Below are 20,096 nucleotides of genomic sequence, written 5' to 3'. Positions count from 1 at the left end.
AGGAGTGGCAAGAGGAAGTGGTGAGACGATCCCTATGACCGCGCAGGATGAAATCGAAGCCCTGTTGGGCCGGGTGGCGGGCGGTGATCGTGGCGCCTTTCGCAGGCTCTACGCCGCGATGGCCCCGCGTCTTTATGGCCTCGCCCTGCGGATCCTGCGCGATGAAATCTTGGCACAGGACATCCTGGAAGAGGTTTTTGTCAGGGTGTGGAAGGCGGCGGGCCAGTATCGCGGCGCCTTGGCGGCGCCCGAAACCTGGCTGGTGACGATCACGCGTGATGCGGCCATCGCGCGGCTGGGGGAAGAGCGGGCGGCGGGGCGCATGGTCGGGCCGCTGGAGATCACGGAGCGTCTTTATGCCACGCGCCCGGATGCCGAGGACCTGGCCGGCATGCGCGAGGAGGCCCGCGCGCTGGAGGTCTGCCTGCGCGAACTGCCGCGCGCCCGGGCCGACATGTTGCGCCACGCCTATCTCTACGGTGCGACCTACGATGACCTGGCCAAGGGGGCGGGGACGTCGAAACACGCTTTGCGCGCGGCGGTGCGGACCGATCTTGTCCAGGTGCGGGAGTGCCTGAGCGGATGAACGCCCGGCTTGAGACCGAACTGCCCGGCGGTGCCGAGGCGGGGGCGGCCGAGTATTCTCTGGGGCTGATGCCCAAGGCAGAGATCGCCGCTTTCGAGGCGCAGTTGGCCCATGATGCGGACCTGCAGCAGGACGTGGCGGCGTGGACGGCGTATTTCGCCAGTTTTACCGACATGATTCCCGCTGAAACTCCGCCACCGCAGGTGCTGCGCCGAATCGAGGGTCAGGTCTTTGGCGTCGAGGACCGTCGCCCGGTCTGGCGGCAGGTTCTGCCCTATCTCGTGGGTGCTGTGGCCGGGGCCGCGATTGCCTGGGCGGTGCTGTGGTCGGGGCTGTTGGAGACCAAGGCCCCCGCCTTGGGGGCGGACCTCTCCGAGCCGAAGGGGGACCTGGTGCTGAGCACGCGGTTTGCACCGTTCACGGGCGTGCTGACCGTGACCCTGCAGGCGGGTGGTGCGGGCGAGGGGAAGGTGCTGGAACTGTGGCTGCTGCCCGAAGAGGGCGCGCCGGTTTCCTTGGCGCTGTTGCGTGGCGCCGAGACCCTCGTGGCCGTCCCGCCGGCGCTTGTGGACAGGCTGGACGGGGCCCGGCTGGGGGTGTCGGAAGAACAGCCCGGCGGGTCGCCCGACGGCATGCCCTCGGGCGATCTCCGGGCGGAGGGGGTTCTGGCCGTGGACTAGTGGCGCGCCCGGGTTGCCACGTAGGCAGGACAACCGGCCGCGCGGGGTTGTGCCCGTCGCGCGCGGCGCCTAACCCTTTGTGGTGATAAAGGTTTGCATTGGAGAACCGTAATGGTCCGCTCGTTCAAGTCCGCCCTGGCCGTGGCCGCCCTCACACTGGCCGGTACGCTGCCTGCCGCAGCCCAGCAGGGGATTGTCGAAGTCCCGGTCAACAAGGGCTTTGTGGTCAACGAGCTGAACTGGAACAGCGCTCTCGGCAAGATCGAATTCGCCTGGGCCGTGCTGGACATCCGGGGTGTGGCCCATGTCTGCGGTGCCAGCAGCGCTTCGACCAGCTTTGCCCATCGCAACACCAAGACCGCCTTTCGCAAGGGCTGGGTCAAGGTGGGCGATGTCAAGGTGATGAAGAACCTCAGCTTTTTCACCCGCGCACCACGCAAAGCCGACCTGTCCACGGTCAAGGCACGCTGCAAGCCGCTGTCGGGCAGTTCCGGCAAAGGCAAGAAATTCCTGCTGGGGTTCGATCCGGTGCGCGTTCGCCTGTAATCAGTTCTGCGGATCGCAACCCGTTAAAGGGCTTGGCAGTTTTGCCTCGCCCGGATGGATTGCGGCGCTTATAACGGCGTCGTGACGCCCGCCAACGCAAGGAGATCCCCATGGCCGGAGAGCTGTCCCCGATCGACAAGGCCAAGTACGCCGCCGCGAAACAGGCTGCAACGCTGGTGGAATCGGGCATGCGGGTCGGGCTGGGCACGGGATCGACCGCGGCCTGGCTGGTGCGTTGCCTGGGTGAGCTGGTACGCGAGGAGGGGCTGCGGTTTCGTGGCGTGCCGACCTCGACCCGCACCGCAGAGCTGGCCCGCGACGTGGGCATCGAGGTGGTTTCGCTGGACGAGGCGCGCTGGCTGGATCTCACCATCGACGGCGCGGATGAGTTCGACGGCGACCTGAACCTGATCAAGGGCGGCGGCGGCGCGTTGCTGCAGGAAAAGATCGTGGCCACGGCCAGCGACCAGATGGTCGTCATCGCCGATGCCGCCAAAGAGGTGGAAAGGCTGGGAAATTTCCCTCTGCCGGTCGAGGTGATCCCCTTTGGCTGGCAGACCACGCAGGCGCTGATCGAGGAGACGCTTGTCTCGATGGATGTCATGGGGCGCCGCACGACGCTGCGGATGAACGGCGAGCGGCCCTTCGTGACCGACGAGGGAAATCACATCCTTGACCTGCACCTGAGCCGGATCGGCAATGCCCGGCAACTGGCGATGGTGCTGAACCAGATCCCCGGCGTGGTCGAGAACGGGCTGTTCATCGACATCTGCGACAAGGTCATCATCGGACATGGCGACGGGCGGGTTGAAACCCGTGACATAAACGCCGGAACGGTGAGCGAAAACCAGCTGGATTTGGTCGAGGACGACAACATCTTTCGCGATATCTGAGCGGGTTCTGAAGGGCGGAAACTGAACCGTTCGGTCTGTACGTTTTGTACAAAACGTACAGCGTTTTCAGCATTTCGTACAAGGCGGCAGGATTTCGTTAACCCTTGTGCCGGGCGATCACCGGGCAGGGCGCGGGCAAGCGGCGCGTCAGCGGTCTCGCGGGTGCCAGTCGGCGGGGGGCACGTCGCGTCGTGCCAGCCGCAGCGCGAGGCCAAGGCCCACGCCGACGGCAATGGCAACGGTCAGGTCGGTCAGCACCGTCAGCACCAGCGTCAGCAACAAGAGCGCGACGTCGGAGGGACGTTCGGACAGGTAGCCGCGCCACTTGTGCGGCTCGGACATGTTCCAGGCCGTCAGGATCAGCAGGCCCGCCAGCGCGGGCATGGCCATGCCGCCGGCCAGCGGGGCGGCGACGAACATCACCACGAGGATCGTCAGCGCATGGACCAGGCCGGCGACCGGGGTGCGGCCTCCGGCGCGGACGTTGGTGGCGGTGCGGGCGATGGCGCCGGTGACCGGCAGCCCGGCAAAGAGCGACGAGCCGATGTTGGCGGCGCCCTGGGCCAGCATCTCGGCGTTGGGGCGGTGGCGGCCGTCGATCATGCGGTCCGCGACCATCGCCGAGAGCAGCGACTCGATCCCGGCGAGGAAGGCGATGACAAAGGCCGAGGGCAGCAGTTCCGTGACCCGGGCGAGCGTGATCTCTGGCAGGGTGGGGGCGGGCAGTGCCCGGGGCAGGGCGCCGAAGCGGCTGGCGATGCTGTCGACCGGCAGGGCCATGACCGCGACCACGGCCGAGACCGCGCCCACGGCAAGGATCAGCCCCGGAAAGCGGGGCCAGACCCGGCGCAGGGCCACGATCAGCCCCATCGTCGCAAGGCCCGAGGCCAGCGCAGCGGTGTTCACCGTCTCGCGCGCCGCCCAGAGCGCGGCGAGCTTGGGCAGGAATTCCGCCGGGACCTCCTCCATCGTCAGGCCGAAGAGATCCTTGAGTTGGCTGGTGGCGATGATGATGGCGATGCCGATGGTGAACCCGTTGATGACGGGCTCTGGCACCAGGGCGATCAACCGTCCGGCGCGCAGGACGCCGGCCACCAGCAGGATCACCCCCGCCATGAGCGTCGCCAGTACCAGACCGTCATAGCCATGCTGGGCGATGGTGGCGAAGACCACCACGATGAAGGCGCCCGTCGGCCCGCCGATCTGCACCCGGCTACCGCCCAGAGCCGAGACGACAAGACCGCCGATGATCGCCGTGACCAGACCGCTGGCCGGATCGGCGCCCGAGGCGATGGCAATGGCCAGGCTGAGCGGCAGGGCGACCATCGCCACGGTCACGCCGGCCAGCGCGTCGCGCGTCAGATCGGCCCGCGTATAGCCGGGCAGGGTGGTCAGCAGCTTGGGCTTCATGGGCAAATGGCTACGCCTGCCGGGGTGGGGCTGGCAATGGACCTGTGGTCGCAGCGGCGCGGTCAGGCCTGCAGGATGAGCCATCCCAGGTAGGCCGCGTAGCCTGCCAGCAGCACCGCGCCTTCCCGGCGCGAGATGCGGGCGCCGGTCACGGCGAAGACCAGCAGCAGCAGGGTGGTGGCCAGCATCACCCAGACGTCAAACCCCATGACCTGCGCGGGCACGGCGATGGGCGTCACCAGCGCGGTCACGCCGAGGATGCCCAGCAGGTTGAAGATGTTGCTGCCGATGATGTTGCCGAAGGCGACGTCTCCCTCGCCCTTGCGCACCGCCATGATCGAGGTGACGAGTTCCGGCGCAGAGGTGCCGATGGCGACGATGGTCAGCCCGATCAGGGTTTCCGAGACACCGGCCGCCGCCGCCAGGCCCACGGCGCCCTCGACCAGGAAGCGCGCGCCGAGGATCGTCAGGCCGAGTCCCGCCAGCGCGGTCAGGGCGGATGGCAGGATCCGCGCGGGGCGGGCGGGCAAGAGGTCGGCCTCGGCCATGTAGACCTGTCCCGCCTTCGTGGCACGGCGTCTTTCGGCGATGAGCGTGCCGGCAAGGTAGGCGGACAGGACCGCGACGAAAACGCCGCCGGCGATGCGGCCGACCTCTGCCTGCGCCAGCGCGATGATGCCAAGCCCGGTGGCCACCAGCAGCATGGTCCCGTCACGCATCAGCGCCCGCCGGTCGACCGCGATGGCGCCGACCAGGGCGGCGATTCCGAGGATCAGGAGGACATTGCCGATATTGCTGCCCAGCACGTTGCCGACCGCGATGCCCGGCGCCCCGGAGAGCGCAGCTTGCAGGCTGGTCACGAGTTCGGGAGAGGAGGTACCGAAGCCGACCAGCGTCAGGCCGATCACCATCGGCGGCACGCGCAGGACGCGGGCGACCGCGACGGCGCCGCGCACCAGCAGGTCGCCGCCGGCGATCATCGCCAGCAGGCCGATGCCGATATACAATGCGTCCAGCATTCCGTTCTCCGTCGGCCCGATCGGGGCCGTGATGCCAATCTCGGGCGCGCGTCCCGGCGCGTCAAGGTCGCCCGCAGGCGGACAGCCCGTGGCGGGGGTGAAACGTTGTCTGGTCTTCGCGGGATGGCTGTGAAATACCTTGTCCCGCGGAAATGCAGGAGCGATGGATGAGCGATTTCGACTATGATCTGTTTGTCATCGGCGGCGGATCGGGTGGCGTGCGCGCGGCCCGGGTGGCGGCGGGCGAGGCGGGCGCGAAAGTGGCGCTGGCCGAGATGGACCGTTACGGCGGCACCTGCGTGATCCGGGGCTGCGTGCCGAAGAAGCTCATGGTCTTTGCCAGCGAATATTCCCACATGCCCGCCGAGGCGCGCGCCTATGGCTGGGACATCGCCGATGGCGCCTTTGAGTGGAGCCGGTTTCACGCCCAGCTCAAGACCGAGCTGGACCGTCTGGAAGGCGTCTATCGCAAGCTGCTGTCCGGGTCGGGAGTCGAGACCTTCGACGCGCGTGCACGCCTGAAGGATGCGCATACGGTCGAGCTGTCGACCGGCGAGGTGAAGACCGCGAAACACATCCTGATCGCCAGCGGCGGGCGCCCGATCCGCCCTGACATGCCGAACGCGCATCTGGGCATGGTGTCGGACGACATCTTTCACTGGAAGACGCTGCCGCGGTCGGTGCTGATCGTGGGCGGCGGCTATATCGCCTGCGAATTTGCCTGCATCCTGCACGGGCTGGGCGTCGAGGTGACGCAGTATTATCGCGGGGCGCAGATCCTGCGGGGCTTCGACGAGGAGGCGCGCGGGCTGATCGCGGATGCGATGAAGGAACGCGGCATCGACCTGCACACCGGCACCAACATCGTCGAGATGCACCGCGCCGACAGCTCGGAGGCACAGGGCTTGGATGCGGCGCCGGTCGAGGCAAGCCAGTTCGGCGCCGCCCAGGAGGATGCGCCGGGCAGCGGGCCGATCCGGGTCAAGGCGACCAACGGCGAGATCCGCGATTTCGACGCGGTGCTCTTTGCCACCGGCCGGGCGCCGAACACCGCCGACATGGGGCTGGAGGAGCTTGGCATCGGGCTGAGCCGCAACGGCGCCATCGAGGTGGATGATTACAGCCAGACCAAGGTGCCCTCGGTCTATGCCATCGGCGACGTGACCGACCGGGTGAACCTGACGCCGGTGGCGATCCGCGAGGGCATGGCCTTTGTCGAAACGGTGTTCAAGGGCAACCCGACGCCGGTTGACCACGAGCTGATCCCCTCGGCGGTCTTCACCCAGCCCGAGATGGGCACGGTGGGGATGAGCGAGGAGGCGGCGCGCGACCAGGAGGAGATCGAGGTCTACTGCACCTCGTTCCGTCCGATGCAGACCGCCTTTGCCGACCGGCCCGACCGGGTTCTGATGAAGCTGATCGTGTCCAAGGCGACGCGCAAGGTGCTGGGCTGTCACATCGTCGCGCCCGGGGCGGGCGAGATGATCCAGCTGGCGGGCATCGCGATCAAGATGGGGGCGACCAAGGAAGACTTTGACCGGACCGTGGCGGTGCATCCGACCATGTCCGAAGAGATCGTGACCATGCGCAATCCGATGCGGACCGCTTGAATTCGCGGTAATGGCGCACAGGTTGGAAGGTTAGACGAGAGATGAAAAGGACCGAAGTTCATGGCAGGTAACAGCGGCGGCCCCTGGGGGGGCGGCGGTGGCAACCAGGGTGGAGGTGGCAACGGCCAGCGTCCGCCCAGCGGCGGTGGCGGCGGTGGCCGCCGTCCCGACGACAACCAGATGCCCGAGATCGACGAGTTGATGAAGAAGGGCCAGGAGCGGCTGCGCGTCCTGATGGGCGGTCGCGGCGGCGGCAATGGCAACAACGGCGGCGGCAGCGGCGGCTCGGGGGGACCCGGCCTGACCCGCGGAACCGTGGGCCTTGGCCTTGTCATCCTGCTGGGCCTCTGGGCCTTTGGCAGCTTCTACACCGTGCGGCCCGAGGAAAAGTCGGTCGAGCTGTTGCTGGGGCGTGAATTCGCCGTCGGCAACCCGGGTCTGAACTTTGCCCCCTGGCCCTTTGTCACCTACGAGGTGGTCAACGTGACCTCGGAACGGACCGAGACGATCGGCGGCGGCCGTGGCGGCAACGACGGGCTGATGCTGACCACCGATGCGAACATCGTCGACATCGATTTCCAGGTGGTCTGGAACATCTCGGACCCGGCGCAATTGCTGTTCAACATCCGCGACCCGCAGCTGACCGTGCAGGCGGTGTCTGAATCGGTCATGCGCGAGATCATCGCCGCGTCCAACCTGGCGCCGATCCTCAACCGCGACCGGGGCGCCATCGCCGACAGCGCGCGCGAGCAGATCCAGGCGACGCTGGACGAATACGAATCCGGCATCAGCATTGTCCGGATCAACCTCGACACCGCCGACCCGCCGCGCGAGGTCATCGACGCCTTCCGCGCCGTTCAGGCGGCGGAACAGGAACGCGACCGGCTGGAACGCCAGGCCGACGCCTATGCCAACCGCGTCGTGGCCGAGGCCCGAGGCAAGGCCGCCGAGATCCGCGAAGAGGCCGAGGGTTATCGCGCCCAGGTGGTCAACCAGGCCGTGGGTGAAGCCGCGCGCTTTACCTCGGTTCAGGAGGAATACGCGCTGGCGCCCGAAGTGACCCGCCGCCGTCTGTACATCGAGACGATGGAACGGGTGCTGGGCGACGTGGACAAGATGATCCTCGACAATACCGTGACCGGCGGTGGCTCTGGTGGCGGGGGCGTCGTGCCCTACCTGCCGCTCAACGAACTTCGCCGCAACAGCGGAGGTGACCAGTGATGCGCAAGGCAACCTATCTTCTTCCGGTCTTCGTGATCGCCATCGTGGTCTTCCTGTCGTCGATCTTCGTGGTCGATGAACGGGAAAAGGCGCTGGTGCTGCAGTTCGGCCAGATCAAGGCGGTCAAGGAAGAGCCGGGACTGGCCTTCAAGATCCCGTTGATCCAGGACGTTGTCCGCTACGACGACCGTATCCTGTCGCTGGACACGCAGACCATCGAGGTCACGCCGTCGGATGACCGCCGCCTGGTGGTCGACGCCTTTGCCCGTTACCGGATCGCCGACGTGGTCCAGTTCCGGCAGGCTGTCGGCGTGGGCGGTGTGCGCACCGCCGAGGACCGCCTGACCGGCATCCTCAACGCGCAGATCCGCGAAGTCCTGGGTGCCGATCAGGTCACATCAGACCGGATCCTGTCCGAGGATCGCCGCGAGCTGATGAACCGGATCCGCGACAGCGCCCGGGCCGAGGCGCTTTCGCTGGGTCTGGAAGTGGTCGACGTGCGGCTGAAGCAGACCAACCTGCCGTCGCAGAACCTTGACGCCACATTCGACCGTATGCGGGCGGAACGTGAGCGCGAGGCGGCGGACGAACGCGCCCGCGGTAACGAGGCGGCGGCCCGCGTGCGCGCGCTTGCCGACAGGACCGTGGTCGAGACACTCTCGGAGGCGGACCGGGATGCCAACGTGATCCGAGGCGAGGCCGACGCCGAGCGGAACCGGATCTTTGCCGATGCCTATGGCGCGGATCCCGAGTTCTTTGCCTTCTACCGGTCGCTGCAGGCCTACGAGGCTTCGCTGAAGGGCGGCAACTCGACGATGGTGATGACGCCGGACAGCCAGTTCTTCAACTACTTCAAGAGCGAAGTGGCCTCTGGCGACCCGTTCCTGGCGCCGACCCTGCCGTCGCCCACGGCCAGCCCGGTGGCGCCTGACGCGCCCGCGCCGGAAAGTGCCGAGGACCCGGCCCCCGAAGGCCCGGCGCCCAGCGACCCGGCCCCGGAACCGGCTGATCCGGCGCCCGCGCCGGAAGCCCCCGAGGCCGACGCCGCACCCGTCGACAATTGAGCGGGTCGGACATCCTGATGGGGATCGGAATGGTCCTCGTGATCGAGGGGCTGGTCTATGCACTGGCCCCTCAGCTTGTGGAGCGCCTGCTGGAGGCGCTGCGCGCGATGACCCTGGAACAGCGCCGCCTGCTGGGTGGGCTGACGCTGGTCACCGGGCTGATCGTCTTGTGGCTGGCCCGCGGCGGTTTGCTTTGAGGGGCGCCGGTTGCGGGCCGCAAGCCACCCGTCGCCATGCACCGTTTTGGTATTCGCGTCTCCTGCGACTGATCGCGAACGCGCCTGCGCCTCACGGTCTGCCGGTTTCGGCGCTATACGCGTCGCTCCAGCGGCGCGGTGATGTTCCATACATCCGCTTGAACTCGCGGCTGAACTGCGACGGGCTGACATAGCCCACTTCCATCGCCGCCGCGGACACGGTCATCCCGGCAGAGATCTTCATGGCGGCGTGGTTCAGGCGCATCGCCTTGACGAACTGGATCGGCGACATGCTGGTCGCCTGCTTGAACCTGCGATGGAACACGGCGCGGCTCATGCCTGCGCGCGCCGCCATGTCGTCGATGGACACGGTGTCGTGCAGATGTTGCGACAGATGCGCGATGGCGCGGGCGATGCCGTTTCCCGGCGCAAAGGCCTGACGGGCAAAGGGACCTGCGGCGCCTTTCAGGATCGCGTAATGCAACTCGCGCAGGCGCGCCTCTCCGAGGATCGCGGCGTCTGTCGGATCGTCAAGCTGCGTAAGCCGCAGGAGCGCCTCGGCAAACCCCTCGTCCCAGGGCGACAGGCGAATGCCGCGTGCGCTGGTCTCTGGCGCGGCGGGGCGCGTGCCGCCGGTGGCGTCCATCTCCATCGTCAGTTCGGTCATCAGGCGCGTGTCCAGCGCGATATAGACACCCAGCAACGGGTTGTCCGGCGTGGCGGTCGGGGTTCCGGCCTCGACCGGCAGGGACATCGGGCAGACCAGGTAGTGGCGACTGTCGTAGAGGTGGCGATGCCCGTCCAGAACGGTTTCCTTGCCGCCGCTGACGATGGCAATCACGCAGGGTTCGTAGACCGCCGGAACGCAGGGCAGGGCCTCTGTGGCGCGGAACAGTTGCACGCCGCGAATGCCGGTCTGCACCATTCCATCCCTGGACATGCGGGTTTCGATGATCTGCCTGATGGCGGGTTTCGTCATGGCGGCATCTTGGCCCGCAGGAGCGGCCCGTGCAATCGGATCGATACGATCAGGCAAGTCTTTGCGAGGATATCGCCTGTTTTGTCAAAGCCCCGAGATTTACCTCGGCTGAAACGCTGCCTTTGGCGCGGATTTCAGGAGTAGAGAATGGCTGACACGACATTTGGACCCGGAGGCTGGACCCCGGAACGCCTCGGCGCGCAGGATGGAAAGACCTTCCTCATCACCGGGGGCAACGCCGGGGCAGGCTTTCAGGCCGCGCGGCTGTTGCTCGCGCGCGGCGCGAAGGTGGTGATGCTGAACCGCAGCGCGGAACGGTCCAACGCTGCCGTGGCAGAGCTGCGCCGGGAGTTCGGACCGGCGGCCGAGGTCGACTTTATCCGCATGGACCTGTCGGATCTTTCCAGCGTGCGCGCCGCTGCCGCCGAGGTGCTGGCCAGCGTTCCCCGCATCGACGCGCTGATCTGCAATGCCGCGATCGCGCAGGTGCCGACGCGCCGGCTGACCGTCGACGGTTTTGAAAGCCAGCTTGGCACCAACCACTACGGGCACTTCCTGCTGTGCGGTCTGCTGTTCGATCGCATCGAACGCTCGGCCGGGCGGATCGTCGTGGTCGCAAGCCTTGGCTACAACATGGGTCTGAAGACCATCCGGTTCGACGACATGAACTGGCAGCAGGGCTATGGCCCGAACATCGCCTACAGCCAGTCGAAACTGGCGCAGATGATGTTCGCCTACGAGCTTCAGGATCGTCTCTCGGCGGCGGGCAGGACGGCGGTGAAGGTTTACGTCTGTCATCCGGGATCGTCGGCCACCTCGCTGATCAGCACCAGCGGCAGCCGGATGATGCGGGCGATCTGGTGGCTGATGACCAAGACACCGATGGTGCAGACCGCCGAACGGGGCGCCTATCCCGAGGTCATGTGCGCCACCGAGACGGGGCTGACGCAGCGCGCGCTTTACGGTCCGACCGGCGTGCGGGAATTCGTGGGGCCGGTGGGGCGCGGCACGTTGAACCCGCATGCCCATGACAAGCCCGTCATGGCCCGGCTTTGGGACGTGTCCGAGAAGGCGACAGGATTTGACTGGTCCCTCTGAGCGGGGCCGCGATGCCCAGGGCACAAGCGATCGCAACCGACATGGCCCGCCCCGATCGGGGCGGGCCCGCCTGTCTCAGACCTCGACCACGACCTTGCCAAGGGCGGCGCCGCCTTGCAGCCGGGCATAGGCGGCGCCCGCGTCGCTCAGCCCAAAGCGCTCGCTGTCCAGAAGCGGCTTGACCGCGCCCGCATCGACCCATTCGGCCAGCCGGGCAAGGATCTGGCCATGCGCGGCGCGGTTCACGTCATGCAGCATCGGCAGCAGCATGAAGACGATGTGCAGCGACAGCCCCTTGAAATGCGCCGGGCTCAGGTCGATCTCGGACAGCGCGACCGTCGTGACCACATGGGCGTTCAGCCCGGCGGCGGCAAAGGAGTTGGTCATGTTCGCGCCACCGACCGTGTCGAACACCACGTCGAAGCCTGCGCCGCCGGTCTGCTCTGCCACATAGTCGTCGATCTGGGCGGTCTTGAAGTCGATGGGCGTCGCACCGAAGTCCGCGATCACCCGCATCTGTTCGGCCCCGGTCCCCGTGGCAGAGACCCTTGCGCCCAGGTGGCGCGCGATCTGAACCGCCAGATGGCCCACGCCACCGGCGCCGCCTTGCACCAGAACGGATTGACCGTCGGACACCCCGGCACGGTGCAGCCCCTCCCACGCGGTGATGCCCACCAGCGGCAGCGCGGCGGCCTCGCGCATGGTCAGGCTCTGCGGCTTTTTCGCGATCAGCCGGGCGTCGGCCAGCATGTATTCGGCCAGCGCGCCCTGCAGATCTGCAAGCCCACCGGCGCAGCCATAGACCTCATCACCCACGGCGAACTCGGAAACACCGGTGCCGACCTCTTCGATCACCCCGGCGAAATCCATGCCCAGCACGGCGGGCAAGGCAGGCGACAGCGGCAGGTCGCTGCCAAGGTCGCGGATCATCGTGTCGATGGTGTTGACGCTGGTCGCCTTGATGCGGACGACCACATGGCCGGGTGTGACCTTGGGGCGGGGCGTATCGGTTTCGGTGAAGGCGGCGTCGGGTCCGTAGGCGGTCAGGGTCATGGTTTTCATGGGAGTGTCCTCAGGAGTTTTGGGAAAGAAGGGTGTCGATCTGCGCCGTGACCTTGGCCGTGGTGGCATCGTCGTAGCGCGGGGCGAGCCTGCGGGCGTCGTTGTCGTAGTAGCGGCCCGTTGCCTGTGCGAATTCCGCTGACAGGGCGGCGCGGGTCAGGATGTCGACGCCGATGTTCAGGTCGTTGCCGGATGTGCCAAAGCCCTCGCGCACCATGCGCGTCGCCAGCAGCGAGCCGGGGTTGACTGCCAGGGAGACCGGACCTTGGGGATGGCGATCGCCAAAACCCTGGTTCCACAGCGTGATGGCCAGCTTGCTCTGGGCATAGGCCGCCATGTCCTGCAGGGGGCGGTTGCCGGCGAGTGCCTCCGGATCGACGGGGGCCTGCGCCGCGGAGGAGAGGTGGATGATGCGCCCATCCTGCGGGATCACCGGCAAGAGCCGCTGCGCCAGCAGGGCAGAGGCCAGCGTGTTCACGGCAAAGCGCACGTCGTAGGCACCGGCCCGGACCTGCGCGGTCTTGAGCACGCCCGCGTTGTTGATCAGCGCGTCGATCTGCGGGTGCTTTTCCGCCAAGCGGTCTGCCATGGCGGCCACCTGCGTCAGATCGGACAGGTCGGCCACTTCGGTGGCGATCTCGGCCCCGGTCCGGCGCAGATCGGCGGCGACCTCGGACAGCTTGTCGGCATTGCGCCCGTGCAGGATCAGCGCGTGGCCCTGTTCGGCCAGGGCCTGCGCGGTGGCCCGGCCAAGGCCCTGCGTCGCGCCGGTGATCAGGATGGTCTTCATCGGTTGGTCCTTTCAGGCAAACTGCGGCAGCACGTCCTGCGCGAGACGGTCCAGCGTGCGGTCGATGGGCGCGCGGTTGAACCGCAGGTTCAGGGCGACGTGGTGCACGCCGATCTCTTCGAGGTGTTTGAGGTAGGTGGTCAGCCAGCGCCGCCCGGCGCGCACGCCAAGGTGGATCGGCTCCGGTCCGTCGTCGGGATCTTCCGACAGGTCGATGTAAAGCGGTTGCAGCACGGGCTTCATGGGCTGACCTTGGCTGTGCAGCCGCGTGCGCCAGTCCTGCAACACGCGGTCCTGTGCGACGCCGGGGCGCGGATAGGTCATCCAGCCGTCCCCGTTCTGCGCGATCCATTCCGGCGACTGGCGGCTGGATCCGGTGACGAGCAGCGGCAGGCGGGCGCCCTGCGGTTTCGGCAGCATCTCGACGGTGCCATCGGTGCGGCCGAACTGGGTGTCGATGCGCGGAGCGGCGGTGCCCATCGCGCGGATGTAGTCGAAGGCCGCGCGGAACGCCGCGCCGCGTCCGTCGAAGTCGGCGTTCATCGCCGGGTATTCCTCTGGCCGGTCGCCCGAGGCCACGCCAAGGATCAGCCGCCCGCCGGACAGCTGATCGACCGAGGCCGCGGCCTTGGCCACATGCGCCGGGTGGCGCAGCGGCAGCACGATCGAGGCCACGCCAAGCGCGATCTCCGAGGTCTGCCCGGCGAGGTAGCCGAGGTAGGTGAACGGGTCGTAGAGTTGCCCCGCATCGCCAAAGCTCGGCACGTTGAAGGGCACATCCCGCAGCCAGACCGCGCGGAAGCCAAGCGCCTCTGCCTGTTGCACCCGCGCCAGGTGGTTGGTCATGTCCGGCACCGGGCCATCGGGATAGGCGGCGATCGGCACCACGAGACCGAGGCTCAGCCGCCCGGCCTGAAAGGTGCTGTCATAGCCGCGATTGATCTGCTCGAAACTGTCGAAGTGGTCACGCATGACTTGCTCCGTGGTGGATGGGGTTCAGGCGGAAAGGCCCGGCAGTACCTGCTTGCCGATGACGCGTCCGCTTTCCTGCCGTTCATGCGCGGCGGCGAGGCTTTCGGGCGTCAGGGCATCGGCGCGCCCGGTCACGGTCGAGAGCAGGTCGCCCGTGTCCAGCATCGCCGCCACCCGGTTGAGCAGGTCGCGCTGCGCCTCCATGTCGGAGGCAAACATGGACCGGGTGAACATGAACTCCCAGCTGAGCGTCAGCGCCTTCGGCTTGGCCGGCGCGATGTCCAGCCCTTGCGGGTCGTCGATCAGGGCGATGTGTCCGCGCGGGGCAATCAGATCGACGATGGCGGGCCAGTGCTGATCGGTGGCGGTCAGCGCGGCAACATAGTCGGGCGTCATTGCCAGGTCGCGCATCTGAGCAGCCAGATCCCTGCGATGGTCGAGCACATGATCCGCACCCATCCGGCGCACCCAGTCCTGTGTCTCGGGGCGCGAGGCGGTGGCGATCACCGTCAGCCCGGTCAGCCGCTTGGCCAGCTGGATCAGGATCGACCCGACGCCGCCCGCACCGCCGATGACCAGCAGGCTTTTCCCTTCGCCCGTCGCCTCGGCCAGGCGGAAACTGTCGAACAGCATTTCCCAGGCGGTGATGGCGGTCAGCGGCATCCCGGCGGCTTCGGTGAAATCCAGCGAGGCCGGCTTGCGGCCGACGATACGTTCGTCCACCGCGTGCAATTCCGCGTTGGTGCCCGGGCGCGTCACGTCCCCGGCATAGAACACCTCGTCGCCGACCTTGTAGCCCGTCACCTCTGGTCCGGTCTCTACCACGACACCCGCCGCGTCGAAGCCGAGGATGCCGAAGCCCTCGGGTGCGCGGTTGCTGCGCAGCTTGACGTCGACAGGGTTGACCGAGACGCCTTTCACCGCGACCAGCAGGTCGCGCGGGCGCAGGGCAGGGCGGGCCACGTCCCGTGCGGTCAGTTCGGTGGCGGGGCCAGTCTGGGTGTATCCGATTGCGTCCATGATCCGGGTCCTTTGCGTTTCGTTTGACGCATAAATACACCTTTGAATTTCGATAAAAACGTCGCATAACGGAGTTCAGTTTTCCGGTTTTCAGGATAATGGGAATGGACACGGAAACCCTGCGCCTGTTCGTTGCGGCGGCGGAACGGCTGAACATCAGCGCAGCGGGGCGTAGCCTCGGGCTTGCGCCCGCCATGGCCAGCGCCCGCCTGGCCAAGCTGGAACATGAGCTGGGGGCGGAGCTGCTGCACCGTACCACGCGCAAGGTGTCGCTGTCGCAGGAAGGGGCGGCCTTTCTGCCCTATGCGCGCGAGATCCTCGCCCAGTCGGAGGCCGCCCGCGCGGCCCTTGGTCTTGATGCCGAGCGCCCGTCCGGCACCCTGCGCTTTGCCGCGCCAAGCAGTTTCGCGCAGCTCCACATCATGCCGCTGCTGCCGGACTTTCATGCGCAATTCCCTGATATCACGCTGGACCTGCGCCTCTCCGACACCCGCGTCGACCTTATCGAGGGCAGCTATGACCTTGCCCTGCGCAGCGCGCCGCTGCAGGACAGCAGCCTGCGCGGGCGCAAGCTGGGGGATGACAGGCGCGTTCTCTGCGCGGCGCCGGAGTACCTCGCGCAGCGCGGCACGCCGTGCACGCCGGACGACCTCACCGGGCATGACTTTCTGTCCTGGAGCAATGCCGCACCGCGCGATTTTGTCTCCGAAACGGGACGGTTTACCCTCGATCCCCGCCAGATGACCTGCCGCACGATCCTCGATGACGGCACGGCGCAACGCATCGCGACGATGGCGGGGGGCGGGATCTCGGTCAACTCACTCTGGAGCGTCGCGCAGGAGATCCGCGCAGGGCAGCTTGTGCATCTGTTGCCGGACTGGTGGCTCGACGATGCCTCTGTCCTGTGGCTGATCTATCCCCGGTCCAACGTGTTGACGCCCAAGGTCCGGGTGTTCATGGACTTTCTCGTGGCAAAGCTGACGCCAGCGCCTTGGCGGCTCTGACGGCCTCCGCCCCATGCAAGGGCCATGACTGGGTGAGCCCTTCGAGGATCAGCAACAAGGCCACCTGCTGGCCCGCCAATGCCGTGGCCACTGACGCCCGTTGCGCAACCTCGTGCTTGTGATCCTCCAGCAACCTGCGCAAAGCCGTGTTCGAAGGGTCAGAGGCAACCGCGGCGTGGAACAGGCAGCCATGCGTGGCCTCGGTTTGCATCCACTCCGCAACCCGATCCATCAAGGCATCGCGCGCGTCCATCGGATCCGGCGGCAAACCCTCCAGCACATGAGACAGGTAGCGCCGATGGCGATGCTCCAGCGCGGCCAGCACCATGTCGGCCCGTGATGGCAGGTACTTGTACAGCGTGCGCAGGCTTACGCCCGCCGCATCGCGCAATGTGTCCACGCTGGGTTCGGCAAAGCCCTGGCTGGCAAAGGCCCGCTCCAGCCCGGCGGCGATCTTGTCCACGGTCTGAGTCATGGTTGACAAGGTAGAGGGACCTCTCTACCCCTGCAAGGTAGAGGGATCGTTTTACCACTTGGAGATGCCATGACCCTGCCTGATACCATGCACGCCGTCCTGCTCACCGGCCACGGTGGGCTCGACCGTCTCGAATATCGCACCGATGTCCCCGTGCCGCGCCCCGATCGGGGCGAGGTGCTGATCCGCGTCGGGGCCTCTGCTGTGAACAACACCGACGTGAACACGCGCACCGGCTGGTATTCCAAGGCCGTGCGCGGCGACACGAATTCCGCTGCTGCCACGGGCTATGACGGTGCATCGGATGCCGACGGCGGCTGGTCCGGCGCGCTGTCCTTTCCGCGTATCCAGGGGGCGGACGCCTGTGGGCGCATCGTGGCGGTGGGCGAAGGCGTCGATCCGGGCCGCGTCGGCGCGCGCGTGCTTGTGCGACCGATGTATCGACCGGGGCACAGCGCCGACCCACATGCGCTGGAGACGTTCGGATCGGAACGGGACGGTGCCTTTGCCCAGTTCGCCACCACCGCTTCGGAGAATGCCATCGACGTGGAGAGCGCGCTGACCGACCTGGAACTGGCCTCTTTTCCCTGCGCCTTTTCAACTGCCGAAGGCATGATCCAGCGCGCCTCTCTGGCGGCAGAGCGCGTGCTGATCACCGGCGCATCGGGCGGGGTGGGATCGGCCGCCATCCAGTTGGCCAAGCGGCGCGGCGCCCATGTGACCGCCCTGACCAGCCGGGCCAAGGCCGAGACCCTGCGCGCGCTTGGCGCCGATGCCTATCTGTCCCGCGACGACGCGTTTCCGACGGACGGTTTCGACGTTGTGCTTGACCTCGTGGGCGGGCCGCGCTGGCCCGAACTGCTCGATGCGTTGGCGATCGGTGGGCGATACGTGACCTCGGGCGCCATCGCCGGCCCGATCGTGGAGCTGGACCTGCGGACGCTCTACCTCAAGGACCAGACTCTGATCGGCAGCACGCGGCAGGACCCGACCGTCTTTGCCGACCTGGTGGGCTACATCGAACGCGGCGAGGTGCGGCCGACGCTGGCCGAGACGTTCGAGTTGAGCGACATCTGCAAGGCTCAGGAGGCCTTCCTTACCAAGTCTCACATCGGCAAAATCGGCCTGCGCATTCCGTAAAGCCGGCGTAGGTCGCGAGATTGACGAGGACAAGGCCGCGAAAGTGACATGCACTCTCGCGGCCCTCACCGGCCGTCCGGATGTGGCCCGGAATGGAGGGGGTTATTGGCCCTTGCTCCGAACCGGGGGAGGCCGGAGCGCGGCGCTTTCTGTTGCGGCGGTGCCTGACGTCCGTTTGTGGCGCTTTAACGTCACAGGCTGGCCATGCCCACCAGCATGGAGCCAAGGGCAACGAGGTGGATCATCATGATTGCCTTGTCGTTCCAGAGCACGCCGACAATGAACCAGCCGAGGACGCCAACCAGGAACAGGTAGAGGTTCCACGGTGTCCAGCCGAACCCGGTCGCGGTGTATCCCAAGATCTGGATGATCGAGGCCAGCCACTTCACGACAAAGGCGGTGTTTGCGCGCTCGATGATATTGGTTGCCTCAGACGCCACGGGTGAGCCCTCCGTCGATCCGCCAGTTCTGCCCGGTGACGTAGCCGCCTCCCTCGGAGGCAAGCCAACCGATCAGCGAGGAGACCTCTTCTTCCTTGCCGTAGCGGCCCATCGGGATGCGCGCACGGCGTTCCTCGGTCTCGGGCAGGCTGTCGATGAAGCCGGGAAGGATGTTGTTCATGCGGATGTTCTGTGCGGCATACTTGTCCGCGTAGAGCTTGGCGAAGCCGGCGAGGCCCGCGCGGAAGATCCCCGAGGTCGGGAAGAGCGGGTCGGGCTCGAAGGTTGCGAAGGTCGAGATGTTGATGATCGCACCGCCGCCCTGCGCCGCCATGATCGGCGTGACGAGGCGAGTGGGACGGATCACGTTCAGGAGGTAGACATCGAGTCCGGCATGCCATTCCTCGTCCGTGATCTCGATGATGTCGCCCTTGGGGCCGTGTCCGGCAGAGTTCACAAGCACGTCGATGCGGCCCCAACGGTCAACCGCGCCATCGACGAGCCGTTTGAGATCCGCGACCGACTGGTTCGATCCGGTGATGCCGAAACCGCCGAGTTCCTCGGCCAGTGCCTCGCCCTTGCCAGAAGACGACAAGACGCCGATCCTGAACCCGTCGGCGGCCAGGCGTTTCGCAGCCCCGGCGCCTATTCCGCTGCCGCCTGCCGTGATCAGTGCCACCTTTTCTATCGTCATGATCCTGGTCTCCTTACTTGCCGGACAATCCCGGCCTCTTCTGTTATGCAGAACTAAGAAGCCGGCAGGGCTTTGGCCAACCAGATCGCCTGTCTCGTGGATGTAGGAAAACTATTGTGTCGAACGAAGTCACCTTGCCCCCGTTGAATGGCCTCCGAGCCTTTGCAGCGGCAGGCAGACATCTGAACTTTCGTGCCGCGGCCGATGAACTGGGCGTGACCCAGGGGGCGGTGGCTCAGCAGGTGCGCGGGCTCGAGGATCATCTTGGTCTTCGCCTGTTCCTGAGGGAGCCGCGCGGCCTGGCGTTTACCGCGGAAGGTCGTACCTATCACGCGGGTGTGTCGCAGGCATTCTCCCAGCTGTCGGAGGCAACCGCGGCGCTTCGGTCGGCGCCGACGCGGGTGACGATCAGCGTGACACCGACATTTGCGTCGAAATGGCTCATTCCGCGGCTCGCGGAGCTCAGCCAAGCCCATCCCGGCATTGATCTGCGCATCACTGCCACGGAGCGGGTCTTGAGCTTTCACGCCGACGGGATCGACCTTGCGGTGCGCCAGGCGCGTCCGCCGTTCGGGGCGAGCCTGCGCGCCGACCTGCTGTTCTCGCAGGAGGTGATCGCGGTGTGCTCACCCAGTCTGGTCGCTCAGCATGACCTGCCGCTCGATGCGGCGACCCTGGCGAGCAAGACGCTGTTGCATGACATCCACGACCTATGGCCGAAATTCATCAAGACGGTGTTCGGGGAAGACGTGAAGCTTTCGCGCGGACCGCGGTTCAACCAAACGACATTGGCTCTGGACGCCGCCCTGGCCGGGCAGGGGATCGCATTGGCGAGCCGTTTCCTTGTGCAGCGGGATCTGAAGGCCGGGCGCCTTGTGCAACCGCTTGAGAATGCGCTCAACGGCGACACGGACTTCTACCTACTGACGCCGCGACAAGGCGCGTCCGATGCCTCGTTGCTTGTCCGGGAGTGGCTGCGGGGCATGACGAACGAAGGCCCTTGAAATGGGGCGCTCGGATTTGCCCGAGACAAGGCAGGTGTGTCTACAGCAGGTGGCTTTGTGGTCGTTCCTGCCATGCGCCCGCAGCGAATACCGGCGCTGACGCGTTGCACTGGGGCGGCAAGCGGCCCGTCAAGGTCAGCGCGGTCGCGCCGACCCACAATCCCGACCCGTAGGCGCAGCTTTCGCCCCGAA

22 protein-coding genes are annotated in these 20,096 nt (G+C 66.8%); 12 read left to right on the top strand and 10 right to left on the bottom strand.

Features of this window, described 5'->3' with window-relative positions; all coding sequences use genetic code 11:
• Positions 1-34 precede the first annotated feature (34 nt).
• From ACQY5B_RS14880 to rpiA, 4 genes are all read left to right on the top strand, one after another.
• The gene (locus tag ACQY5B_RS14880; protein ID WP_420324666.1) at positions 35-586 is read left to right on the top strand and encodes a sigma-70 family RNA polymerase sigma factor; all 552 of its coding nucleotides are present in this window, start codon (positions 35-37) and stop codon (positions 584-586) included.
• Positions 583-1,266, top strand: coding sequence for an anti-sigma factor (locus ACQY5B_RS14875; RefSeq protein ID WP_420324667.1), 684 nt, complete (start codon positions 583-585; stop codon positions 1,264-1,266). Before ACQY5B_RS14880 ends, ACQY5B_RS14875 begins: the two co-directional genes overlap by 4 nt.
• 111 nt (positions 1,267-1,377) lie before the next feature.
• Positions 1,378-1,812, top strand: a complete 435-nt coding sequence (locus ACQY5B_RS14870; protein WP_420324668.1) for a hypothetical protein — start codon at positions 1,378-1,380, stop codon at positions 1,810-1,812.
• Positions 1,813-1,922: 110 nt separating this feature from the next.
• Entirely contained in the window at positions 1,923-2,705 is a 783-nt protein-coding gene (gene rpiA, locus ACQY5B_RS14865) for a ribose-5-phosphate isomerase RpiA (RefSeq protein ID WP_305970495.1), read from the top strand.
• 147 nt (positions 2,706-2,852) lie between these two features.
• Here rpiA and ACQY5B_RS14860 read toward each other — a convergent pair whose 3' ends face one another.
• Both ACQY5B_RS14860 and ACQY5B_RS14855 read right to left on the bottom strand, forming a co-directional pair.
• Positions 2,853-4,115 (bottom strand): SulP family inorganic anion transporter, encoded by a 1,263-nt coding sequence (locus tag ACQY5B_RS14860; RefSeq protein ID WP_420324669.1) that lies wholly within the window; start codon positions 4,113-4,115, stop codon positions 2,853-2,855.
• Positions 4,116-4,177: 62 nt separating this feature from the next.
• A complete protein-coding gene (locus ACQY5B_RS14855; protein WP_420324670.1) occupies positions 4,178-5,134 on the bottom strand; it encodes a calcium/sodium antiporter in 957 nt (318 codons plus the stop codon).
• 167 nt (positions 5,135-5,301) lie between these two features.
• On the opposite strand from ACQY5B_RS14855, the gene ACQY5B_RS14850 reads away from it, so the two are divergent.
• Genes ACQY5B_RS14850 through ACQY5B_RS14835 form a run of 4 tightly spaced genes read left to right on the top strand, consistent with a single transcriptional unit; the run spans position 5,302 to position 9,226 of the window.
• Positions 5,302-6,744 carry an FAD-dependent oxidoreductase gene (locus tag ACQY5B_RS14850; protein ID WP_420324671.1) on the top strand — a complete coding sequence of 481 codons (1,443 nt, stop codon included), beginning with the start codon at positions 5,302-5,304 and terminating at the stop codon, positions 6,742-6,744.
• A gap of 60 nt (positions 6,745-6,804) precedes the next feature.
• Entirely contained in the window at positions 6,805-7,965 is a 1,161-nt protein-coding gene (gene hflK / locus ACQY5B_RS14845; RefSeq protein ID WP_420324672.1) for an FtsH protease activity modulator HflK, read from the top strand.
• Positions 7,965-9,029, top strand: coding sequence for a protease modulator HflC (gene hflC / locus ACQY5B_RS14840; RefSeq protein WP_305971561.1), 1,065 nt, complete (start codon positions 7,965-7,967; stop codon positions 9,027-9,029). The genes hflK and hflC overlap by 1 nt, the downstream gene beginning before the upstream one ends.
• Before the next feature lie 17 nt (positions 9,030-9,046).
• Complete coding sequence (locus ACQY5B_RS14835) at positions 9,047-9,226, top strand: DUF2065 domain-containing protein (protein WP_305971560.1); 180 nt, start codon at positions 9,047-9,049, stop codon at positions 9,224-9,226.
• A 91-nt stretch (positions 9,227-9,317) separates the two neighbouring features.
• Here ACQY5B_RS14835 and ACQY5B_RS14830 read toward each other — a convergent pair whose 3' ends face one another.
• The gene (locus tag ACQY5B_RS14830; protein WP_420324673.1) at positions 9,318-10,205 is read right to left on the bottom strand and encodes an AraC family transcriptional regulator; all 888 of its coding nucleotides are present in this window, start codon (positions 10,203-10,205) and stop codon (positions 9,318-9,320) included.
• A 147-nt stretch (positions 10,206-10,352) separates the two neighbouring features.
• On the opposite strand from ACQY5B_RS14830, the gene ACQY5B_RS14825 reads away from it, so the two are divergent.
• The gene (locus tag ACQY5B_RS14825) at positions 10,353-11,303 is read left to right on the top strand and encodes an SDR family oxidoreductase (RefSeq protein ID WP_420324674.1); all 951 of its coding nucleotides are present in this window, start codon (positions 10,353-10,355) and stop codon (positions 11,301-11,303) included.
• A 75-nt stretch (positions 11,304-11,378) separates the two neighbouring features.
• Here the strand turns inward: ACQY5B_RS14825 and ACQY5B_RS14820 are convergent, their stop codons facing one another.
• The 4 genes from ACQY5B_RS14820 to ACQY5B_RS14805 are packed head-to-tail and all read right to left on the bottom strand — an operon-like array spanning position 11,379 to position 15,147.
• The gene (locus ACQY5B_RS14820) at positions 11,379-12,365 is read right to left on the bottom strand and encodes a zinc-dependent alcohol dehydrogenase family protein (RefSeq protein ID WP_420324675.1); all 987 of its coding nucleotides are present in this window, start codon (positions 12,363-12,365) and stop codon (positions 11,379-11,381) included.
• Between the two features lie 10 nt (positions 12,366-12,375).
• Positions 12,376-13,155 (bottom strand): SDR family NAD(P)-dependent oxidoreductase, encoded by a 780-nt coding sequence (locus tag ACQY5B_RS14815; protein ID WP_420324676.1) that lies wholly within the window; start codon positions 13,153-13,155, stop codon positions 12,376-12,378.
• 12 nt (positions 13,156-13,167) lie between these two features.
• Complete coding sequence (locus tag ACQY5B_RS14810) at positions 13,168-14,127, bottom strand: LLM class oxidoreductase (protein ID WP_420324677.1); 960 nt, start codon at positions 14,125-14,127, stop codon at positions 13,168-13,170.
• A 24-nt stretch (positions 14,128-14,151) separates the two neighbouring features.
• Positions 14,152-15,147, bottom strand: coding sequence for a zinc-binding alcohol dehydrogenase family protein (locus ACQY5B_RS14805; RefSeq protein ID WP_420324678.1), 996 nt, complete (start codon positions 15,145-15,147; stop codon positions 14,152-14,154).
• A gap of 104 nt (positions 15,148-15,251) precedes the next feature.
• Between ACQY5B_RS14805 and ACQY5B_RS14800 the strand changes: the two genes are divergently transcribed.
• The gene (locus ACQY5B_RS14800) at positions 15,252-16,151 is read left to right on the top strand and encodes a LysR family transcriptional regulator (RefSeq protein ID WP_420324679.1); all 900 of its coding nucleotides are present in this window, start codon (positions 15,252-15,254) and stop codon (positions 16,149-16,151) included.
• Here ACQY5B_RS14800 and ACQY5B_RS14795 read toward each other — a convergent pair.
• Positions 16,102-16,626 (bottom strand): TetR/AcrR family transcriptional regulator, encoded by a 525-nt coding sequence (locus tag ACQY5B_RS14795; RefSeq protein WP_420324680.1) that lies wholly within the window; start codon positions 16,624-16,626, stop codon positions 16,102-16,104. The two genes, ACQY5B_RS14800 and ACQY5B_RS14795, sit on opposite strands and share 50 nt — an antisense overlap.
• A 69-nt stretch (positions 16,627-16,695) precedes the next feature.
• Between ACQY5B_RS14795 and ACQY5B_RS14790 the strand changes: the two genes are divergently transcribed.
• Positions 16,696-17,766 carry an alcohol dehydrogenase family protein gene (locus ACQY5B_RS14790; RefSeq protein ID WP_420324681.1) on the top strand — a complete coding sequence of 357 codons (1,071 nt, stop codon included), beginning with the start codon at positions 16,696-16,698 and terminating at the stop codon, positions 17,764-17,766.
• 191 nt (positions 17,767-17,957) lie between these two features.
• Here the strand turns inward: ACQY5B_RS14790 and ACQY5B_RS14785 are convergent, their stop codons facing one another.
• Positions 17,958-18,206, bottom strand: coding sequence for a DUF6552 family protein (locus ACQY5B_RS14785; protein WP_420324682.1), 249 nt, complete (start codon positions 18,204-18,206; stop codon positions 17,958-17,960).
• Positions 18,196-18,900, bottom strand: coding sequence for an SDR family oxidoreductase (locus tag ACQY5B_RS14780; RefSeq protein ID WP_420324683.1), 705 nt, complete (start codon positions 18,898-18,900; stop codon positions 18,196-18,198). Before ACQY5B_RS14780 ends, ACQY5B_RS14785 begins: the two co-directional genes overlap by 11 nt.
• Before the next feature lie 116 nt (positions 18,901-19,016).
• Between ACQY5B_RS14780 and ACQY5B_RS14775 the strand changes: the two genes are divergently transcribed.
• The gene (locus ACQY5B_RS14775; RefSeq protein WP_420324684.1) at positions 19,017-19,904 is read left to right on the top strand and encodes a LysR substrate-binding domain-containing protein; all 888 of its coding nucleotides are present in this window, start codon (positions 19,017-19,019) and stop codon (positions 19,902-19,904) included.
• The last annotated feature ends 192 nt before the right edge of the window (positions 19,905-20,096 follow it).

This window comes from Antarctobacter sp. (assembly GCF_965277915.1).
Classification (GTDB): domain Bacteria; phylum Pseudomonadota; class Alphaproteobacteria; order Rhodobacterales; family Rhodobacteraceae; genus Antarctobacter.
This window is presented reverse-complemented; position numbering and strand designations above follow the sequence as displayed.